At 69.4% G+C, this 17,337-nt stretch carries 10 protein-coding genes; 5 read left to right on the forward strand and 5 right to left on the reverse strand.

Translation table 11 applies throughout. From position 1 onward, the window contains the following. The first annotated feature begins 169 nt into the window (after window positions 1–169). A complete protein-coding gene (locus tag ACYVO7_RS12095) occupies window positions 170–820 on the forward strand; it encodes an alpha/beta hydrolase (RefSeq protein ID WP_406853569.1) in 651 nt (216 codons plus the stop codon). A gap of 1 nt (window position 821) precedes the next feature. Here ACYVO7_RS12095 and ACYVO7_RS12100 read toward each other — a convergent pair whose 3' ends face one another. Continuing rightward, window positions 822–1,439 carry a redoxin family protein gene (locus ACYVO7_RS12100; protein ID WP_460450077.1) on the reverse strand — a complete coding sequence of 206 codons (618 nt, stop codon included), beginning with the start codon at window positions 1,437–1,439 and terminating at the stop codon, window positions 822–824. Window positions 1,440–1,600: 161 nt separating this feature from the next. Between ACYVO7_RS12100 and tyrS the strand changes: the two genes are divergently transcribed. After that, on the forward strand, window positions 1,601–2,878 hold the full coding sequence (tyrS, locus tag ACYVO7_RS12105) for a tyrosine--tRNA ligase (protein WP_460450078.1): 1,278 nt from the start codon (window positions 1,601–1,603) through the stop codon (window positions 2,876–2,878). 12 nt (window positions 2,879–2,890) lie between these two features. Here the strand turns inward: tyrS and ACYVO7_RS12110 are convergent, their stop codons facing one another. Then, window positions 2,891–6,286 carry a hypothetical protein gene (locus ACYVO7_RS12110; RefSeq protein WP_460450079.1) on the reverse strand — a complete coding sequence of 1,132 codons (3,396 nt, stop codon included), beginning with the start codon at window positions 6,284–6,286 and terminating at the stop codon, window positions 2,891–2,893. A gap of 149 nt (window positions 6,287–6,435) precedes the next feature. On the opposite strand from ACYVO7_RS12110, the gene ACYVO7_RS12115 reads away from it, so the two are divergent. Both ACYVO7_RS12115 and ACYVO7_RS12120 read left to right on the forward strand, forming a co-directional pair. Further along, a complete protein-coding gene (locus ACYVO7_RS12115; protein WP_460450080.1) occupies window positions 6,436–6,906 on the forward strand; it encodes a peroxiredoxin in 471 nt (156 codons plus the stop codon). 81 nt (window positions 6,907–6,987) lie between these two features. Beyond that, on the forward strand, window positions 6,988–8,355 hold the full coding sequence (locus tag ACYVO7_RS12120) for a M23 family metallopeptidase (RefSeq protein WP_460450081.1): 1,368 nt from the start codon (window positions 6,988–6,990) through the stop codon (window positions 8,353–8,355). 21 nt (window positions 8,356–8,376) lie between these two features. Here ACYVO7_RS12120 and prfB read toward each other — a convergent pair. From prfB to ACYVO7_RS12135, 3 genes are all read right to left on the reverse strand, one after another. After that, a protein-coding gene (gene prfB / locus ACYVO7_RS12125) for a peptide chain release factor 2 (protein ID WP_460450082.1) occupies window positions 8,377–9,505 on the reverse strand; the annotation gives its coding sequence in 2 pieces (ribosomal slippage) (window positions 8,377–9,435 and window positions 9,437–9,505; 1,128 coding nt in all). Between the two features lie 108 nt (window positions 9,506–9,613). Beyond that, the gene (locus ACYVO7_RS12130) at window positions 9,614–12,025 is read right to left on the reverse strand and encodes a penicillin-binding protein 1A (protein ID WP_460450083.1); all 2,412 of its coding nucleotides are present in this window, start codon (window positions 12,023–12,025) and stop codon (window positions 9,614–9,616) included. 284 nt (window positions 12,026–12,309) lie between these two features. After that, window positions 12,310–13,560: an N-acetylmuramoyl-L-alanine amidase gene (locus ACYVO7_RS12135; RefSeq protein ID WP_460450084.1), complete on the reverse strand. Its 1,251-nt coding sequence runs from the start codon at window positions 13,558–13,560 to the stop codon at window positions 12,310–12,312. A gap of 727 nt (window positions 13,561–14,287) precedes the next feature. On the opposite strand from ACYVO7_RS12135, the gene ACYVO7_RS12140 reads away from it, so the two are divergent. After that, window positions 14,288–17,260, forward strand: coding sequence for an Rne/Rng family ribonuclease (locus ACYVO7_RS12140; protein ID WP_460450085.1), 2,973 nt, complete (start codon window positions 14,288–14,290; stop codon window positions 17,258–17,260). Window positions 17,261–17,337 lie beyond the last annotated feature (77 nt).

A 17,337-nucleotide genomic window follows, 5' to 3' on the forward strand; every position in this document is an offset into this window, starting at 1 on the left:
CAAGCCGAAGGGCTGCGCGAACCACGCTCTGGAAGAATGCCCGGTCTGCTTGGCCCGGGGCCTTCCAGTTCCCGCATGCAACGTCCCTCGAGGCCCGGCCATGGCGCGCTCCCTCGGGCGACGCAGGCGCGACGCCCCGTGCGCTCCTGAAAAAGAGGTCGAGAACACCATGCCCGAGGTCATCTTCAACGGTCCCGCAGGCCGCATCGAAGGCCGCTACCATCCGTCGAAGACGAAGGGCGCCCCCATCGCCATCGTGCTGCACCCGCATCCGCAGTTCGGCGGCACGATGAACAACCAGATCGTCTACGCGCTCTATTACGGCTTCGTCGAACGCGGCTTCTCGGCGCTGCGCTTCAACTTCCGCGGCGTCGGCCGCAGCCAGGGCTCGTTCGACCACGGCCAGGGCGAGCTGTCGGACGCCGCCGCCGCGCTGGACTGGGCGCAGGCCATCAACCCGGAAGCCCGGGCCTGCTGGATCGCCGGCATCTCCTTCGGCGCCTGGATCGGCATGCAGCTCCTGATGCGCCGGCCCGAGATCGAAGGCTTCATCTCCATCGCGGCCCCGGCCAACCGCTTCGACTTCTCCTTCCTGGCGCCCTGCCCCTCGTCGGGGCTCTTCGTCCACGGGTCGCAGGACCGCGTCGCGCCCATCAAGGACGTCATGAGCGTCATCGAGAAGGTGAAGACCCAGAAGGGCATCCAGATAGAGCACCAGACGGTGGAAGGCGCCAACCACTTCTTCGAGAACAAGACCGAAGAGCTGATGGGCGTCGTCGGAACCTACCTGGACAAGCGCCTCGGCCCGAAGGAGGGCTGAGCTAGATCTGGCGCGCCTTGGCGACGGCCGGCATGAGCACGTCGCGGATCCGCTCGGCGTCCAGCGAGCCCCGGATCGTGGCGACCGCGACGCCGTTCCGGTCCAGCACGATCGTCGTCGGATAGGCGCTCGCGCCCAGCCGCCGGGCGAGCCCGGCCGTATCGGCAGAGACGGCGCTGAACGGATTGCCGTTCTGCTTGAGATAGGCCGAGCCATTTTCGGGCTTGTCGGCGGACAGAAGCCCGACCAGCCGCACGCGCCGCCCCGCCGCCAGATCCAGCAAGGCGGGATGCTCCGCCCTGCAGGGGCCGCACCAGGTCGCGAAGACGTTCAGGACGGTGACCTGTCCGCGCAAGCTCTCGTCCGTGATCGGCTCGAGCGGGAAACCGGTCGGGCCGCGAAGGCCCGGCAAGGGCGCCAGCGAGAAGGCGGCGTCGCCCAGCGAGGCCGGCTTTTTCGGCCCCGCCAAGACCGTCAGCCCCAACAGGAGGCAGCCCGTGACCGCAGCCGCCTTGGCCAGGAGCCCGTAGAACTCGCCGTTGGCGCCGTGGTCGGCCGGCCCGCGCTGGAGGGGCCTGCGTTCGACCGGCGTTTCAGCTCTCGCCATCATGTCGCGCATGGAGTGCTCTTGCTCTACCTATGCGCGCATTCTGGCGCGAGCCGGTGAAAAGCCATGGCTCGCAGTCGGCTCAAAGCGTGGTGTTTCAGCAAGGGCGCGGAAACCATCCGCGGTTGCGCGCCGGGGCTCTTCCTCCTAAACCTCCGCCGCGAGAGGATCCCATGGCAGACCAGACCCAGCCCGCGGCGTTCAAGCCCCAGTCCGACTTCCTGCGCACGCTCCTGGAGCGCGGCTATGTGCACCAGTGCTCCGACTATGCGGGCCTGGACGCGCTGGCGGCCAAGGGCGAGGTGACGGCCTATGTCGGGTATGACTGCACGGCCCCGTCCCTGCATGTCGGCAGCCTGATCTCGATCATGATGCTGCATTGGCTGCAGAAAAGCGGGAACAAGCCGATTCCGCTCATGGGCGGCGGCACGACCCGGGTGGGCGATCCCTCCGGGCGCGACGAGACCCGCAAGCTGCTGACGCCCGAGCAGATCGAAGCCAACAAGGACGGCATCAAGCGCGTGTTCTCGCGCTTCCTCCGGTTCGGCGACGGCAAGACCGACGCGGTCATGATCGACAACGCCGAGTGGCTGACCAAGCTCAACTACATCGACTTCCTGCGCGACGTCGGGCGGCATTTCTCGGTCAACCGCATGCTGTCGATGGACAGCGTGCGCATGCGCCTGGAGCGCGAGCAGGAGCTCTCCTTCATCGAGTTCAACTACATGTGCCTGCAGGGCTACGACTTCGTCGAGCTCAACCGGCGCGCCGGCGTGAACCTGCAGATGGGCGGCTCCGACCAGTGGGGCAACATCGTCACCGGCATCGATCTCGGCCGCCGCATGGGCACGCCGCAGCTCTACGCCCTCACCTGCCCGCTGCTGACCACCTCCTCCGGCGCCAAGATGGGCAAGACCGCCTCGGGCGCCGTCTGGCTCAACGAGGAGCAGCTGTCCGCCTATGACTACTGGCAGTTCTGGCGCAACACCGAGGACGCCGACGTCGGCCGCTTCCTGAAGCTCTACACCACACTGCCGCTGGACGAGATCGCCCGGCTGGTGGCGCTGGGCGGGGCCGAGATCAACGAGGCCAAGAAGGTGCTGGCGACCGAAGCCACCGCGCTCATGCATGGTCGCGACAAGGCGGTCCAGGCGGCCGAGACGGCCAGGCGGACCTTCGAGGAGGGCCAGGCGGCCGAGACCCTGCCCACGGTGGAGGTCGACGCGGCGGAGCTGCGGGACGGGATCGGCGTCCTCAACGCCTTCGTGCGCGCCGGGCTCGTTCCGTCGACCGGCGAGGCGCGCCGGCAGGTCAAGGGCGGCGGCCTCAAGGTGAACGACGCGACCGTCTCCGACGACCGCGCCACGATCTCGCAGGCGGACCTGAACCAGGACGGCGCGGTGAAGCTCTCCTTCGGCCGCAAGAAGCATGTGCTGCTGAAGGCGCGCTAGACTAACGGCGCCTCAGCGGTCCGACACCGGCGGCGGAGGCGGCGCTCCGGAGCCGGTCACCTCAGAACCGCCCATGACGCCGAAGAATTTGCGAAGGAAGCCCGGGGCGACCGCCGACAGCGGGTTGATGCTCACCGTCGGCTGGCTGGCCTTGCCGGCGATGCGGAAATTGACCGCGAACAGCCCCTCATGCTGGCCACCGCCCAGGATGGGGCCGACGATCGGCACCTGGTTGAAGATGTTGTTGAGCCCATAAGCCGGCACGAAAGTGCCCGAGAAATCCGCCTTGTCGCGGGTGAAGTCGAGCGAGCCCTCCAGCGTGCCGCCGACGGCCGGGCCCCACATCGTGGCGTCGCGGATGACGAGCTTGCCCCCGCCGACCGCGAAGCCGGATTTCAGCTTGGTGAAGCTGACATTGTTCTGCTGGTCCGGCGCGCTTCGCGCCAGGGCCGGCTCGTTCTGCAGCACGAAGCGGTTCACCACGAAGGTCCCGCTCATCTGCGGGGCCGCGCCGTTGAGCTGCACCAGCATCGCCCCGCCCTGCATCCTCCGGTAGATGTCGAAGAAGCGCAGGAAGTCGCCGGCGTCGGCGCTCTCGATCACGATGCCGAGGCGTCCCGCCTCGTCGCGCGCCATCTGTCCCACGACGGGCGCGGCGCCGAACCGGCCGGCCAGCCTGAAATCCCGGAAGTCGCCGCCCCGGATCGAGATCCGGCCGTCCACAGCCGAAAATGTCTGGCCGTTCAGCCCCAGCACGCTCTGGGCCTTGATGTCGAGGTCGAAATCGCCCGGCCCCGCCATGGGGCTCGCGCCTGGCGACATGAGCGCCTTCAGCACGGGGCGCGCGTCGATGGAGCTCGCCTTCAGCGAGACCTTGGACGAGGCGCCCTGCCTCTCCAGATCGACCCGCATGTCGTCGCCGGCCGAGATCTTCAGCGAGGAGAGCCTCGCCGCCACGAGGGACCCGTCGGCGCCCAGGCGCAGCGCTCCGCGGGCCGAGACGGGGCCCGAGGCGTCGAGCGTGAACTCGTCCAGGGTCGTCCCGTCCGCGTCGGCGTCGAGCTTGAAGGAGGCCTTGGCCGTCTTGCCCGGCGTCTTCACCCAGCCGGGCAGCAGGTCGACGATGTTGGCGCGGGTCAGATCGAGATCGACGCGCGGGATGACGCGCGGAGCGCCGAGGTCCTTCACGGTGATCTTGGCGTCGACCGTGCCGGTGATCTGCGGCAGCTTGATCCCGCGCCTGGCCCGGCCCGCCTCGTCCAGAGCGAGGCTGACGACGGCCTCGCCGGGGGCGCCCGTCGGCTGCCGCAACTCGATGCTGGCGGGGCTGCCGCCGATCCGCCCGTCGCCCTTCACCAGGATGCCGGCGCGATCATTGGTGATGGCCAGGTTCGCGCCCTCGATCTTCTCCTTGCCGAAGACGTTGTCGGCGCCGAAGCCCGAAGCCACGCCCTGCAGCTGGACCGAGACCTCCGAGGGCTGAAGGACGGCCTGCTGCGGGAAGGAGATCGCCGCCTTGAAGTCGACATGGCCCTTCACGCCGGCCACGTCCGCCGGAGCCGGGAAATAGGGCCGCAGGGCCTCCGACCTCAGCAGAGCCAGCGCGCCGTCCGCGGGCCCGGACGCGTCGAAGACGACCTTGGCCACCGTGGGCCTGGCGAAGGTGTCCGCCACGTCGTAGCGCCCGTTGGAGAGCGCGATCGGCTGGCCCGCGCCGGCGGCGACGGCCGCGCGGCGCACCGTGACCGCTACGGTCCGGCCCGTCACGCGCCCGACAGCCTCGATGTCGGTGAGGGGCGCCAGTCCGGGCGCGACCCGCATGACGCCGCCCGACACCGTCGTGTCCAGCGCCACCGCGTCGTCGGGAATCGGCCGCTTGGCCACGGCGTCGGCCAGCATGGCCGGCGACATGGCGGTGCGGTAGCGAAACGCCTCGACCATGCCCGACTGGATGCTCTCGACCAGATAGGCCCGCACCTCGGGAACGATGAAGGTCGGCCAGAAGGCCAGGAGCGAGCGCACCGGCATCCGGCTGGTCGTGAGATCGAGCCGAAGCCCCTCGAATCCGTCGACCCGGCCCAGCGAGCCCGAGAGGACGATCCCGAGGCCCGGGCCGCCGAGATCGAGCCGATCGATGGCGAGCCCGCCGAAGCCGAGCGGGATTCGGCCCTTGAAGCTCGCCTGCGCGATCGGAATCGGCTTGTCCTTGGGTCCCTCGCCGGCCAGCGTCGCCCCGTTCGAGACGAGGTCCACCGCCCAGGAGTCGCCGGCGGCCGCCGGCGGCGTGAGGGAGCCCGCCACGGCGACGCGCGTGTCCCCCGCATTGATCTCCAGGCGCTTCACCAGGATGGCGTGGCGGCCCGCGTCCCAGCCGATCTCGCCCTTCAATTCGTCGACGAAGAGGGGCTCGGCGTCCGGGTCGTCGAACAGCACCATGGCCTTGCGGCCGGTCACCTGGCCGTCGAGCGAGGCCACGGCGTTGTCGGCGCCCAGCGTCAGGCGCAGGCTCGCGTCGATCGGCATGTCGGTCGAGACCGGGATCGCGCCGGGCTCGGCCATGCCCAGCAGGTCGGAGACGGCGAGATTGTCGGTGGTCAGGCCGATCGTCCGCTCGCCGCCCTTCTGGCCCGCGATCGTCAACGCCATGGTCCACGGACCGGACGGGCCGGTGGCCGCCATGATCAGGCGGCCCTGGGCCTCGTTCGGCCGCGAATAGGCGAGCCCGAGCTTGTCGTAGACGATGCTGCGGCCGCGGCGGCGATCGTTCACCCGCAGGCGCCCGTCACGGACGCCGGCGCGCTCCAGCACGGCGATGGGCCCCGACTTGGCGCCGAGCGCGTCGAGGATGGCTCCGGGGCCGAAGCTGGTGTCGGTCGGCTGCACCGGCGCCGGCGCGTCGGCCGCGTCCGACCCGACCGCCGAGACCGAGACGGAGCCGTCCGGATCGATGGTGAGCGAGACCGCCAGACCGATCAGGTCGATGCGCCGCGGCACCAGCCCGCCCATGGCCAGCGAGGCCATGTCGAAGCCGATGTCGGCTTGCGGGGCCGCGACCACCAGATTGCCCTGCGCGTCGCGGATCGTGACGCCCGATACGGTGAGCATGGGCGAATCGGACCACTCCAGCTGGGCGTGCTGGATGTCGACGTCGAAGCCGTTGCCGAACTGCTGCTCCAGCGCGACCGAGATCCGTTCGACGAAGGGGTCGATCTCGATCGGACCTTGCCGCAGGCGCCACGCCACGGCTCCCGCGCCGGCGAGCGCGAGAAGGCAGACCACGCCGGCCAACGCGCCCAGCGCCCAGGCGACCCGCCGGCCCGGCGTCCGACGCGCCCGCGCCTCGCCCGGTCGCGCCCGCTTGCACGACCGCGCCACGCGGCGGGCGATGTTGGATCCTTCGGCGGTCATTCCCTCGGTTCGCGCTCGTGATAGGTGTTCGTCGATGCCCCGTCCGGCCATGATGAACACACGCCTCGTCTCCCGCGAGCGAGAATCATCCGGCGCGGCCTGTCAGCCGTACGCTAAGGGTCATGCCGATTCGACGAAAGGAAGGCGATATGTCGGAAAAATTGCAGGTTGGACAGCAGGCGCCAGCGTTCAAGCTGCCCCGCGACGGAGGAAGCTCCATCTCGCTCGCGGATCTCAAGGGCAAGACGGTGGTGCTCTACTTCTACCCCAAAGACGACACGTCGGGTTGCACCAAGGAAGCGATGGAGTTCAACGCTCTGCGGGCCGACTTCGCGGCCGCGAATGCGGAGATCATCGGCGTGTCGGCCGACAGCGTTCAGAGCCATGACAAGTTCAAGGCCAAGTACGGCCTCGATTTCCCCCTCGCGTCGGACGAGGAGAGAGCGATGCTGGAGGCCTATGGCGTCTGGGTCGAGAAGAGCATGTATGGGCGCAAATATATGGGAATCGAGCGCACGACCGTGCTGGTCGGCGCGGATGGCGCGATCCGGCAGGTCTGGCCGAAGGTGAAGGTCCCCGGACACGCCGCCGAGGTGCTCGCCGCGGCCAAGTCCGCCTGAGCGAATTCCGGCCTTACGGGTTGATTAACCTTAAGCATCTCTAATGATCGCAGGGCCCTGTTCGGCCCTGCGAGGTCTTTGATGACAGGTGATCCTTCGCGCAAGTCGGCTCGGGCGTCCTCCTCGTCGATCGTGGTGTCGGTCGACGGCAGGTCCTTGTCGCATTCCTTCGAGGTCAGCCGGTGGGCCGTGGGCGCCGTGATGACGCTGGGCGTCCTGCTGGTCGCGTGGTCGATCGCGGCCACGGCCTACATGATCTTCCGGGACGACATCCTCGGCGGCCTGATGGCGCGCCAGACCCGGATGCAATACGCCTACGAGGACAGGATCGCCGCCCTCCGGACGGGCATCGACCGGCTCACGAGCCGCCAGCTCGTCGACCAGGACTCGTTCGAGGGCAAGGTCCAGGAGCTTCTCTCCCGCCAGGCCCAGCTGGAGAACCGGCAGGCGCTCGTTGCCTCCCTGGCCGCCCGGATGGAGGGCCAGAGCAGGATCCCGCCCGTCGAGGCGTCGGCGGCCGCGTCCGCCGCCCAGCCCCTCCCGCTTTTCTCGGGCCGCAACCAGGGCGGCCCCATTCCTCCCTCCGCCCTGGGCTTCGCGCCGGCCGAGCCGCCCCGGCCTCGCCCCGTGATGGAGCCCGCGCCCCTGCGCGGCAGCAGCGCCGACGCGGGCGCCCTCATCCCGGGCGTCCGGGGCTCCGCCGTCGCGGCCGCCTGGCCGGAGAAGGAGTTCCTGAAGGCCGGTCCCGTCCAGCACCAGCTGGGCGCCATCGCGGCCAAGCTCGCCCTTCTGGACAACAGCCAGGTCGCGGCTCTCGCCAGGATGGAGAGCCAGGCCCGCAACGCCGCATCCCGCTACCAGAGCGTGATCGCCGAGCTCGGGCTTTCGCCCAGCCGCTTCCCCAACGCGCCGGCCCAGGGCGGTCCCTATGTGCCCGTCCGGGCCGACAAGGACGCCGGACCTTTCGAGAGCCTGCTGGCGCGCGTCCAGATCTCCCTCCAGGAGAGCGAAAAGCTGAAGCGCGTCGTCGACGCGCTCCCGATCCGCCGTCCGCTGAAAGGCGACATGGAGCAGACCTCGTCCTTCGGCTACCGGGTCGACCCCTTCACGCGGGGCATGGCCCTGCATACGGGCCTGGACCTGCGCGACGAGGCGGGTTCGGGGGTGCGGGCCACGGCCGCCGGCAAGGTGACGATGGCGGAGTGGTATGGCGGCTATGGCAACCTGGTCGAGATCGACCACGGCTCCGGGATCGCCACCCGCTACGGGCATCTCTCGGCGATCCTGGTCGAGGAAGGCCAGCAGGTGGAGGTCGGGACCATCATCGGCCGGGTGGGCTCCACCGGGCGCTCGACCGGACCTCACCTGCACTACGAGACCCGCATCGACGGGCAGCCGGTCGATCCGCTGCGCTATCTCAAGATGGCGAGCAGGCTGGGGCCGGGCTGAGCGCGCCGGCCCCCCTCGGCGTCAGTCGATGTCCTCGACGGCTTCGCCGCCTCCATAGACGCGCTGCGCCAGCGCGGCCTCCAGGAAGGGATCGATCTTGCCGTCCAGCACGTCGCTGGGGCTGGTCGACTGCTCCCCGGTCCGCAGGTCCTTCACGAGCTGGTAGGGCTGCAGCACATAGGAGCGGATCTGGTGGCCCCAGCCGATGTCGGTCTTCGACGCGGCCTCGGCGTTGGCCTTCTCCTCCCGGATCTGCAGCTCGCGCTCGTACAGGCGCGCCCGCAGCATGTCCCACGCCTTGGCGCGGTTCTTGTGCTGCGACCGCTCCTGCTGGCAGGCGACCACGATGCCGGTCGGGATGTGGGTGATGCGCACCGCCGAGTCGGTGGTGTTGACGTGCTGCCCGCCCGCGCCTGACGACCGGAAGGTGTCGATGCGGCAGTCGCTCTCCTTGATGTCGATCTGGATGCGGTCGTCGATGACCGGGTAGACCCACACCGAGGCGAAGCTGGTGTGCCGCCGCGCGTTCGAATCGAAGGGCGAGATGCGCACCAGCCGGTGGACGCCAGACTCGGTCTTGGCCCACCCATAGGCGTTGTGGCCCTTGATCAAGAGCGTCGCGCCCTTGATCCCGGCCTCCTCGCCGTCGGCGATGTCGACCAGCTCGACCTTGTATTTCCGCCGCTCGGCCCAGCGCGTGTACATGCGCATGAGCATGTTGGTCCAGTCCTGGCTCTCGGTGCCGCCCGCGCCCGAATGGACCTCCAGATAGGCGTCGTTCTGGTCGGCTTCGCCGGACAGAAGCGTCTCGATCTGCCGGCGCGCCGCCTCGGCCTGGACGTTGCGGATCGCCTCCTCGCCTTCGGAGACGGCCGTCTGGTCCTGCTCCATGTCGCCCAGCTCGATGAGGGTGACGGCGTCGTCCAGCTCGCGCTCCAGGCGCGTGATGGAGGACAGGCGGTCTTCCAGCTCGGTGCGCTCGCGCATCACCTTCTGGGCGGCGTCGGCGTCGTTCCAGAGTTCGGGGTCTTCGGCCTTCGCGTTCAGTTCGGCGAGGCGTCTCGTGGCTGCGTCGAAGTCAAAGATGCCTCCTCAGCAGTCCCACGGACTGCTTGGCGGACTCGACCAGCGCTTCGATCTCGGCGCGCATGGAAATCTCACGTCTAGGGGTGAAGGAAGCCGCGGCGGATCGATCGCGGCGGTCGCCGGAGTGGTAGCGGCGTGCGGCCCGGGTGTAAAGGAGGAGGCCTCGGCCGCCCTAGTACAACCCGCCCGTGCCCGATCCGACGGCCCGGTCGGCTTCGGGGGAGACCCCCGTCCCGCCGGCGCCGATCACCGAATAGGTGTCGGGCGGCGCGGTCCCGGGCTTGAAGGCCTCCAGGAAGCCTCCCGAATCCCCCGGCCCGGCGCGCATGCCCGTCCCGCCGGACACCCGGATCAGCTTGATCCCGGGCGGCACGCGGAACGGCGTCGCCGGCTTGTCGGCCAGCGCCAGCTTCATGAAGTCACGAAAGATCGGAGCGGCGTACTGGCCCGCCGTGGCCGAATTGCCCAGCGAGCGCGGCTTGTCGTAGCCCATGAACACGCCCACCGCGAGGTCCGGCGAGAAGCCGACGAACCACACGTCCTTGGCCTCGTTGGTCGTGCCGGTTTTGCCCGCCAGGGGCTTGCCCACTTCCTTGACGACGGTCGCGGTGCCGCGCTGGACGACGCCCTCGAGCATGGAGACGACCTGATAGGCCGTCAGCGGATCCAGGACCTGCTCGCGCTTGTCGACGAGCTTCGGCTCGTTCTGCCCGTTGAACTTCTCGGCGTCGCAGGAGACGCACTGGCGTTCGTCGTGCTTGTAGATGGTCTGGCCCCAGCGGTCCTGGATGCGGTCGATCAGGGTCGACTTGATGCGCTTGCCGCCGTTCACGAACATCGAATAGGCGGTCACCATGCGCATCACGGTGGTCTCGCCCGCGCCCAGCGACATCGCCAGCACCGGCAGCATGTCGTCATAGACGCCGAAGCGCTTGGCGTATTCGGAGATCAGCGGCATGCCGACGTCCTGGGCGAGACGCACGGTCATCAGGTTCTTGGAGTGCTCGATGCCGTAGCGCAGCGTGTGCGGCCCGCCGGACTTGCCGTCATAGTTCTCCGGGCGCCAGACCTCCTGGCCGGGACCCATGTCGATCTCGATGGGCGAATCCATCACCACGGAGGACGGCGTGTAGCCGTTGTCGAGCGCCGTCGCGTAGACGAAGGGCTTGAACGAGGAGCCCGGCTGGCGCATCGCCTGGGTGGCGCGGTTGAACTTGGACTGGTCGTAGGAGAAGCCGCCCACCATGGCGTAGACGCGGCCCGTATAGGGGTCCATCGCCACGAGCGCGCCGGAGATCTCCGGCAGCTGGCGCAGCCGGAACTGGCCGCGCTCCTGCGGTTCGACATAGATCACGTCGCCGGCGGTCACGAGCTGCCGGACGGGCTTGCGGGTCCATTTCGCCCCGTCATTCGTCAGCGTCCCGGTCTCGCGCTCGCGCTCCAGCTGGCCCGAAGGCTCGCGGCGGGGCTGCAGGCCGATGCGGGCCGTGTCGCCGTTCACGTCGATCACCACGGCGAGCCGCCAGGGCTGGACGTCGCCCAGCGCCGGAACCTCGCCGAGCGGGACGCCCCAGTCCTTGCCGGCGATGTCGAGTCGCTGGATCGCGCCGCGCCAGCCATGCGCCTCGTCGTAGCGCACGAGGCCGTCGGCCAGCGTCTTGCGCGCCATCAGCTGCATCTTGGGGTCGAGCGTGGTGCGGACGGACAGACCGCCCTCGTAGAGCTTCTTCTCGCCGTAGCGCTCGGCGAGCTCGCGCCGGACTTCCTCGGCGAAGAACCCCGCCGCGTAGGAGTTCGGCGACAGCGAGCGCGGATTGACGTTGAGCGGCTCCTTCTTCGCCTTCTCGCCGTCCTCGCGGGAGACGTAGCCGTTCTCGACCATGCGGTCGACGACGTAGTTGCGGCGCTCCACCGCGCGGTCGCGGTTGCGGAAGGGGTGGAGATCGCTCGGCGCCTTCGGCAGCGCCGCCAGATAAGCGGTCTCGGCCAAAGTGAGCTCGTGGACGGACTTGCCGTAGTAGTTCAGCGCGGCGGCCGCGACGCCGTAATTGCCGAGGCCGAGATAGATCTCGTTCAGGTACAGCTCGAGGATCTTGTCCTTCGTGTAGGTCGACTCGATCCGCAGCGCGAGCAGGATCTCCTTGATCTTGCGATCGAAGGTCTGCTCGTTCGTGAGCAGGAAGTTCTTGGCCACCTGCTGGGTGATGGTGGACGCGCCCTGCGGCCGCGAGCCCTTGTCGCGCTTGAAGAAATAGACGCCGGCGCGGGCGATGCCCTCGGGGTCGACGCCCTGGTGCTTGTAGAAGTTCTTGTCCTCGGCGGACAGGAACGAGGCGACGACGAGCTTGGGGACGGCCTGGATGGGGATGAACATCCGCCGTTCGCGCGAGTATTCCGCCAGCAGGCTGCCGTCGCCGGCGTGCATGCGGGTCATCACGGCCGGCTCGTGGTTGGCGAGCTGGGTGTAGTCCGGCAGGTCCTGCGAATATTTCCAAAGAACGAAGCCTGCGCCGGCGGCCCCGATCAGGAACAGGATCGCCCCCGCGGTGAACATCAATCCGATCAGCCGAAGTACATACCGCATCGGTTGCGCCGTCCGCCTTGCAGTTTCGGGCCGGGGCCCATCCGGTCGGCCGGAACCAACGTTCCGGGCCAGACCCGCCTCCTCACGATCGTCGTCGAGCCGGGCGTCCGCAGGCCGCCCTCGCCTCGATGCGGCGGACCGCCCCGCACAGCGGAACGGAGCGTCGCCGCCGCGAATGCGCTCTCGGGATCTTTACACGTCCCCTCGGCGACGCACACCAGCAAACAGGGCTTCGTCACGTCCGTGACGCGCCCATGTGGTTTAAACGCGACAATTCGCCGAGATCAAGGCGTCGCCACCTGGCTTTGTTGCACGATCCGCGGCGACAGGAACCCTGTGATGGCGGCGGAGATCGAATCGGTGGCCTTGTCGCGCCAGCCTTGGGCCGTCAGCAATTCGACGTCGCTCTTGCTGGAGAGATAGCCGAGCTCGACGAGGACGGACGGAACGTCGGGCGCGCGCAGCACCCAGAAGCCCGCCGAGCGATGCGGGTTCTTGTTCAGTTTCGAGGCCGCGGTGATCTTGCCCACCAGGGTGCGGGCGAAGAGGTGCGAGTAGGTCCGGGTTTCGCGCCGGGTGAGCTCGCCCAGGATGCCGGCGACCTCCTCGGTCGCGCTTTCCGAATCGACGCCGGCGAGGCTGTCGGCCTTGTTCTCGGTGTCGGCGAGGCGCGCCGCCTCCGCGTCGGAGGCCCGGTCGGCGTTGGTGTAGACCGTCAGCCCCCTCACCTCGGGGCTGGCCTGCAGCGTGTCGGCGTGGATGGAGACGAAGAGGCTGGCGTTGTTGGCCTGCGCGATGCGCACGCGGTCGCGCAACGAGATGAACTCGTCCGTGTCGCGCGTCACCACCACCCGGAACCGGCCGGACTTCTCCAGCTTGGCCTTCAGCTCCTGCGTGAAGGCGAAGACGACGTCCTTCTCCACCGTGTGGCCGATGCCGATCGCCCCGGTGTCGATCCCGCCATGCCCCGGATCCAGCACCACCACGGGACGATGGTCGGCGGCGGCGCCCTGGGCGAGCCGCAGCGGCGGCTCGGCGCTGGAGGAGCGGTCGGCCGCGGCCGCCTTGGCGAAGCTGTCCCGGTCCGTGCGGCGAAGCTCGATCACGAAGGCGTTCGCGGCCCCCTCCATCACGCTCTCGTTGGAGGTGCGGGCGACGGTCGCGGGTCCGGCGAGTTCGATCACCACGCGCGACCGCCCGGGACCGATCAGCCCATAGCGGAAGGACTTCACCAGCCCGCGCGACTTGCGCCCCGTCTCGGCCGGGAGCTGGAAGTTCACTTCTGCGAGATCCAGGACGATGCGGTCCGGCTTCTCCAGCGTCTTCACGGTGGGATTGATCGTCGACGACAGGGTGAAAACGAGCTTGGTGGCGGCGGCGTCGCCCGAGAGCTGCGCCTCGATGGCGACTGGCGCGGGCGGGCCGGACGGAGCCGGTCCGGCCATGGACGACGGCGAACCGAGCGCGAGCGCCGCGGAGAGCCCCGGGACGCCAAGGGCCAGGAGCTTCAGCCGTCTCCACCGGTCTCGAGGCATGCTGACCTTCCCTCCGCGATCCGCATCAAGCTACGCCTCGGAAGGGGCGGCCATGAGGCCTCCGGCGCGTCGTGCCACTTCCGGTTCATAGGCTATAGGACCGTCTTGGTTAACCAATCCTGACCCCCTCCCCAGGGTTTCCGGCGGCCATGTTGCGGTGCGGTCACACCGTGCATAAATGCTTGCGTAGGGCAGGGTTTCACCCTTAAGAGGAGAGTGTCACGTCTCCGCGTCGCACGGACGGGCTCCTCGCTTCCCGAGGCTCCGCACCGTAACCGGTTCTTGCCGCCCAAGGCCTCCGCGCTGACCGGGTTGCAGTTTTTCCGGAGACACCCTCGGCAGCGTGACGCCAGAATGCCTCGCACGCGGTCCCCCCGTCGAGGCGCCCAGGCCGACATAGGGTCCCTCTCGCGAGGTTCATCGAAATCGTCGGCCCCGAAAAAGGTGTCGAGGTCGTGGCGTGAGCAGACAGCTCCGGACCCGTCGAGAGCTTCAGACCGCGGCCGTCGAAGGACGGCCGGGAGCGCTCCGTCGGCTCCGAATCCGCCCCACGGCCTTCAGCGCATGTTCAACCCACGCCCATTTGCGGCAACAACTGCGCGTTGTGGCCCGTTCCGTCCGTTCGCTTGTCGCCCCCGTTCCGCCGCCGCCCGACACGGGCGCACGGCTTACGTTTTTTTCGACAAGACTGGCCGGCCTACGGGAGCAGCGCCAATGAGAGATCCTCATGGCCAACAAGATGCTCATCGACGCCTCGCACCCGGAAGAGACCCGGGTCGTGGTGGTCCGCGGTAGCCGAGTCGAAGAGTTCGATTTCGAGTCCGCCAACAAGAAGCAGCTCCGCGGGAACATCTATCTCGCCAAGGTGATCCGGGTCGAACCGTCCCTCCAGGCGGCGTTCGTCGATTACGGCGGCAACCGGCACGGCTTCCTGGCCTTTAGCGAAATCCACCCCGACTACTACCAGATCCCCGTCGCGGACCGGCAGGCGCTGATCGAGGAGGAAGCCCGCCACGAGCGCGACCACGACGAGGCGGAAGACAACGGCCGCCGCAACCGGCGCCGCCCCAAGGGCAAGTCGGCGCGCCGGTCCGGCGGGGACAGCGGCGACGCCACGGTGGCCGAAGACGCTCCGGCCGTCGACGCGGGCGAATTCGACCCGTCGGCCGCCACCGAGGAGCCCCCGGTCCGCGCCGAGCGCGACGACCCCGAGGAGGTCGCCTCCCCCGACGAACACGACGACCGCGACGATCGCGACCAAGGCGGCGACGACCAGGAGCACGCCGAGGACCGGTCCGGGCAGGAAGCCGGGGACGAGCACTCCGACGAGCGCGACGAGCGGCCCTCCGGCGACGGCGGCTCGGACGACCGCGGCGAACGCCACGACGTGATCGAGCAGGTCGGCGCGGGCGACGCCCTCGAGGAGCTGCCGGAGAGGCCGCGCCCGTCGCGCCGCCAGTACAAGATCCAGGAAGTCATCAAGCGCCGTCAGGTCCTGCTGGTGCAGGTCGTCAAGGAGGAGCGCGGCAACAAGGGCGCCGCCCTCACGACCTACCTGTCGCTCGCCGGCCGCTACTCGGTGCTGATGCCCAACACCGGCCGCGGCGGCGGGATCTCCCGCAAGATCACCGACGCCGTCGACCGCAAGCGCCTGAAGGCCGTCGCCCAGGAGCTCGACGTGCCGGACGGGATGGGCGTCATCCTGCGCACCGCCGGCGCCTCGCGCACCAAGACCGAGATCAAGCGCGACTTCGAATATCTGATGCGCCTGTGGGAGACGGTCCGCGAGCTGACCCTCAAGTCCAGCGCGCCCGCGCTCGTCTATGAGGAAGGCTCGCTGGTGAAGCGCGCCATCCGCGACCTCTACAACAAGGACATCGACGAGGTGCTCGTCGCCGGCGAAGCGGCCTATCGCGACGCCAAGGAGTTCATGCGCATGCTCATGCCGAGCCATGCCAAGAACGTTAAGCCCTACCGCGATCCGCAGCCCGTCTTCGCCAAGTTCGGCGTCGAGGCGCAGCTCGACGCCATGTTCTCCAACCAGGTCACCCTGAAGTCGGGCGGCTACATCGTCATCAACCAGACCGAGGCGCTCGTCGCCATCGACGTGAACTCGGGCCGCGCCACGCGCGAGCACAATATCGAGGACACCGCGCTCAAGACGAATTGCGAGGCGGCCGACGAGGTCGCCCGGCAGCTGCGCCTGCGCGATCTGGCCGGCCTGATCGTCATCGACTTCATCGACATGGAGGAGAACCGGAACAACCGAACGGTGGAGCGGCGCCTCAAGGACGCGCTGAAGAACGACCGCGCCCGCATCCAGGTCGGGCGCATCTCGGCCTTCGGCCTGATGGAGATGTCGCGCCAGCGCATCCGCACCGGCGTGCTCGAGGGCTCCACGGTGCCCTGTCCGCATTGCGCGGGCGCCGGCATCGTGAGGGCGACGCCCTCGATCGCCCTGCACGTGCTGCGGGCCGTCGAGGAGATGCTCATCAAGAGCAACAGCCACCATCTGCTCGTGCGCACCCGGACGGAGGTGTGCCTCTACATCCTCAACCAGAAGCGCAGCCATCTGCGCGGCCTGGAGGACCGGTTCGGGGTCGACATCACGATCCTGTCCGACGATACGCATACCGGCTCGCACGCCTTCGCCATCGAGCGCGGCGAGCAGATCCTGAACCCGCGCCCGGTCGTGATGACCGCCGTCCATGTCGACAGCGTCGACATGCCCGAGGACGAGCTCGACGACGCAGTCGAGGCGGAGGAGGACGAGGACGAGGAGGTCCTGGAGGCCCAGGCCGCCCCGCAGGAGCGCGAGGAGCGCGCTCCTCGCCAGGATCGCGACCGGGGAGACCGCGGCGAACGGGGTCCCCGCCAGGACCGCGGGCCGAGGCCCGACGATGCGCGCGCCGACTCCGAGGGCGGCGAGAATGGCGGGCGGCGGCGTCGCAGGCGCCGTCGGCGGCGCGGCGGTCGCGGCGGCGAGGGTCGCCCGGAGGCGTTCGGTTCGGAGGCTTTCGGCTCCGACCGGGCCCCGATGCCGATCGACGCCCCGCAGCCCGACGTGTCGGGCGCGCCGTTCGGCGGCACGCACACCTTCGAGCCCGAAGAGAGGCTCGCGGCGGACGCCGAGACCGCGCAGGATCTCGCCCTGAACGAGGCGGAGGCTGGCCTGACCGTGCCGAGCGCCGAGGACGAGGGCGGAGCCCGCCGTCGTCGGGGACGTCGCGGCGGGCGTCGCCTGCGCGGCGACCGGGCCGAGGCGGACGACGTCGTGTCGGGCGCGGAGGAAGAGACCGTGACGCTGGCGTCCGAGGCTGCGGTGGAAGCCGCCGCCGATGCGTCGGCGGAAGCCGCGGCTGCGCCCGCCAAGCCGGCCCGCAAGCCCCGCGCGCCGCGCCGCACGAAGGCGTCGATCGCAGCCGAGGCGGCCGCCGCGGAGGCTGCGGCGCAAGCGCCCGCCGAGTCCGAGCCGGCCGCCGAGGCCGAGCCGGCCGCCGAGACCGTCACGCCTCCGGCCGCTCCGGAGCCGGCGGCCCCGCCCGCCCGGGCCCCCGAGCCGATCATGGCCGCTGTGGCCGCTCCCGAGCCTGCGCCGGAGCCCATCACCACCGAACCGGTCGTGATCGGCGCCGAGCCGGCCTCCCCCCGCAAGGCGGGCTGGTGGGCGAAGGCCAAGTCGGCGATCTCCGGCGGCTGATCGGACCCGAAAGACGCGACGATCCGTGGGGGCCTCCTGTGTGGGGCCCCTTACTTTTTGCGCGCGTTCGGCGTGAT

The sequence above is a fragment of the Alsobacter sp. SYSU BS001988 genome, assembly GCF_054796215.1.